Source organism: Vagococcus sp. AM17-17 (assembly GCF_003471765.1).
GTDB lineage: Bacteria > Bacillota > Bacilli > Lactobacillales > Vagococcaceae > Vagococcus > Vagococcus teuberi.
In genome coordinates this window covers 1-2912 of the sequence record NZ_QRJY01000034.1, presented here as the reverse complement: position 1 = coordinate 2912, position 2912 = coordinate 1, and the positions used below count along the sequence as shown (strand labels likewise).

General features: G+C 32.6%; 3 protein-coding genes. All 3 read left to right on the top strand.

Annotated features, from left to right (window positions below):
• Positions 1 to 174: 174 nt before the first annotated feature.
• Entirely contained in the window at positions 175 to 717 is a 543-nt protein-coding gene (locus tag DW196_RS10995; protein ID WP_118251290.1) for a hypothetical protein, read from the top strand.
• Positions 718 to 1599: 882 nt separating this feature from the next.
• Positions 1600 to 2397: a ParA family protein gene (locus DW196_RS10990; protein ID WP_118251289.1), complete on the top strand. Its 798-nt coding sequence runs from the start codon at positions 1600 to 1602 to the stop codon at positions 2395 to 2397.
• A gap of 4 nt (positions 2398 to 2401) precedes the next feature.
• Entirely contained in the window at positions 2402 to 2764 is a 363-nt protein-coding gene (locus tag DW196_RS10985; protein WP_118251288.1) for a DUF5388 domain-containing protein, read from the top strand.
• Positions 2765 to 2912 lie beyond the last annotated feature (148 nt).

The following is a 2912-nucleotide window of genomic DNA, read 5'->3' as shown; positions in this document are numbered from 1 at the left end:
TTCTTCATCATCGTGCCTCCAGTAATTTTAGTTAAAGTCATTATATCGAAAAATTATCCTTAATTAAACTTTGCAACACAACCCTTAAAGCAGCATAGACCATTGATCAAAATTTGGATGTATTTGCTTATTTTTTTAACTTTACAAAACAACCATTTTGAGTAGATCATAACTATGAAAAAACAAACAATATTAAATGCTATCCTTTCTCTTTCTTTGCTAGGTATAGGTAGTTTTAACGTTTATAAAATAGATGATAATCAAAAAGAAATTGCGAAAGCAGATATTAAGATAAATAAGTTAAAAAAGACTGCAGATAGCAAAACGAAAGAAATAGATAAATTAAAAAAAGAAGTCGATGATAAACGCAAAGCATTGGATAGTAAAGAAAAAGAATTAGAAAAGACTGTTGAAACAAATGTAGAAGAAACTGTACAACAAGGAACCCCAATCCAAACTGAAACTCAACAAAACAATCAAACAACTCAATCTGTTTCCGCTACTGAATATAAAGTTCCAAACGATCAAGATAATAAAAAAATGGCTGAACAATATGCCAAAGAGCAGGAAAAACAAAATGAGCCTGTTTATGCCAACATGAATGAAGATGGAAATCTTGTCCACTTTACTATAGATAATGGAATATCTATTGATAAGTTTTACGAATTAAATCCAGGTGTTAAAATTAAAGCAGGTCAATCATATCGTGTTAAATAAGCCACTCAAATGAGTAGTTTTTCTTTATATATAAGTTCACGATTACAAGAATACACATCACTATTTATGAACTCACACCCCGCTCTCTTTATAAGTCTTAGTTTATCAGTGTCATGAGTTCATGATTATTTTTATTTTAATGAACTCTCCAATTACTTACCGACTGGGGTATCAGGAGGTTTTGGGCAAACTCTGCCCTATAAATCAGTAAAAAACTTATATTTTGGTATAAACATCGCTTCACTTTACGTTCTCATCTTACCCTTGAACAACTCATATAAGCCCTACGTTGAGATTAACATCGGGTCAACGCTCGAAAAACACCCCTGGAATTTAACTTATATTGAGACGTATAAAAAATCTATACTAGTGAAGTCCGCAAAAGACTTCCTCCCCTACCGTTTTTATTACTGGCTAAATGGTCGTAGTCACCGTTTCCTTACGTTAAATACCGCCTGTACTCGCCTTGTACAGCCGACTTCTAGTCTTTGGCACATAGGGCATCTAGATTTCCCCTTCTGGCATACATAGGTATGTGCGTGATTCTATGCGTGGCTGGTATTTATTAAAAGGTTAGCATTTAGTAAGTTTCATTTATATAGTTTTAGACAAACGGTATTATTGTATGAAAGTATGATAGTATTCAATAATACTTGCATACTTTTTTTCATTTGCATACTTGCATACTTTAATACTCGCGTACCTTTATAAACGCCATTATAATAAGTTTCTTCTTTTGCATACTTTAATACTCGCATACTTTAATACTTGTATACTTTAATACTTGTATACTTTAATACTTGTATACCGTTTAACTTTTTTGTTTGCATACCTTAGATAAAAAGTGTAGAATAAGGGTAATAAATAGACGAGGTGAATGATATGGCACAGATAGTAACTTGGGGAAATTTTAAAGGCGGAACAGGGAAAACGACTAATAGCACGATGGTTGCTAATGAGTTAGCGAATAGGAGGTATCGCACTTTGCTAGTCGATATGGACCCGCAAGGTAACGCAACAAACCTATTTTTAAAAACGAAGAACTATTTAGATAATGAAGTCACTGTTTTTGACACTACTTTAATGGCTGCTATTCAAGCTAAAGATTTGAGCAAAGCTGTGATAAACATTAAAAACAATCTAGACTTATTAGCTTCTAGCGCTGATTTTAGTTTGTTCCCACGTTTTATGGAAAGCATAACTGATTATAACGAGAGAGTAATGTACTTCAGCTCTCTACTAGAGCCACTAAAAGATAAATATGATTTTATATTAATCGACATACCACCAACAATTTCATTGATAACAGATTCAGCTCTGTACGCATCTGATTGGTGCGTTATCGTAATGCAAACACATGAAAGAAGTTTGCAAGGTGCCGAAGCATTTCTAAGATACATACAAAATGAAGTTATAGATACATTCCACGCACCCACACTTGATGTTCTTGGGATATTACCAGTTTTATTAAAGAATGGGGCTCCTGTCGATGTATCTACTTTAGAAGCTGCTAAAGAAATCTTTGGGGAGTCTAATATATTTGAAACAACCATCAGAAATATGGAACGCTTAAAACGTTATGATTTAACTGGTATAACAAACGATGATATGCACGATAAAAAAGTTTTGAATGTGTATAACGATGTGACTGACGAATTTATCAATCGTTTGGAGGAATAAGATTATGAAGTTAGTAGAATCTAATAAAAACAAAAAGAAGATAGATAGAGGCCCGACGATTGAACCTGAAAAAAAGTTTACTATGGATCAATTGCCTAAAAAAGAAGAAAATAATAGCGACGTCAAAACTTTAACTCCTGCTTTTATTTACGAACCTAAACCGACAACATTAAAAATAGATACCAGGTTAAGGGACCAAATAAACGCGTTGTCGTTAATTGGTTATGGTGACACACAAAAAGAAGCGATAGAGTTGTTAATTAATAATGTTATAGACTCTATGACTGTAGACGAAAAAAGAAAATTCGATTATCAATACCAAGTTTTAGAAGATAAAACTATCAAGACAATTACCCACAAAAAATAATTTAAATACCTTAGAATCACTGTGTGTGCAGTGGTTCTAAGGTGTTTTTTTGATTTATTTTAAAAGGTTGTGTTGCAAAGTTTAATTAAGGATATTTTTTCGATATAATGACTTTAACTAAAATTACTGGAGGCACGATGATGAAGAA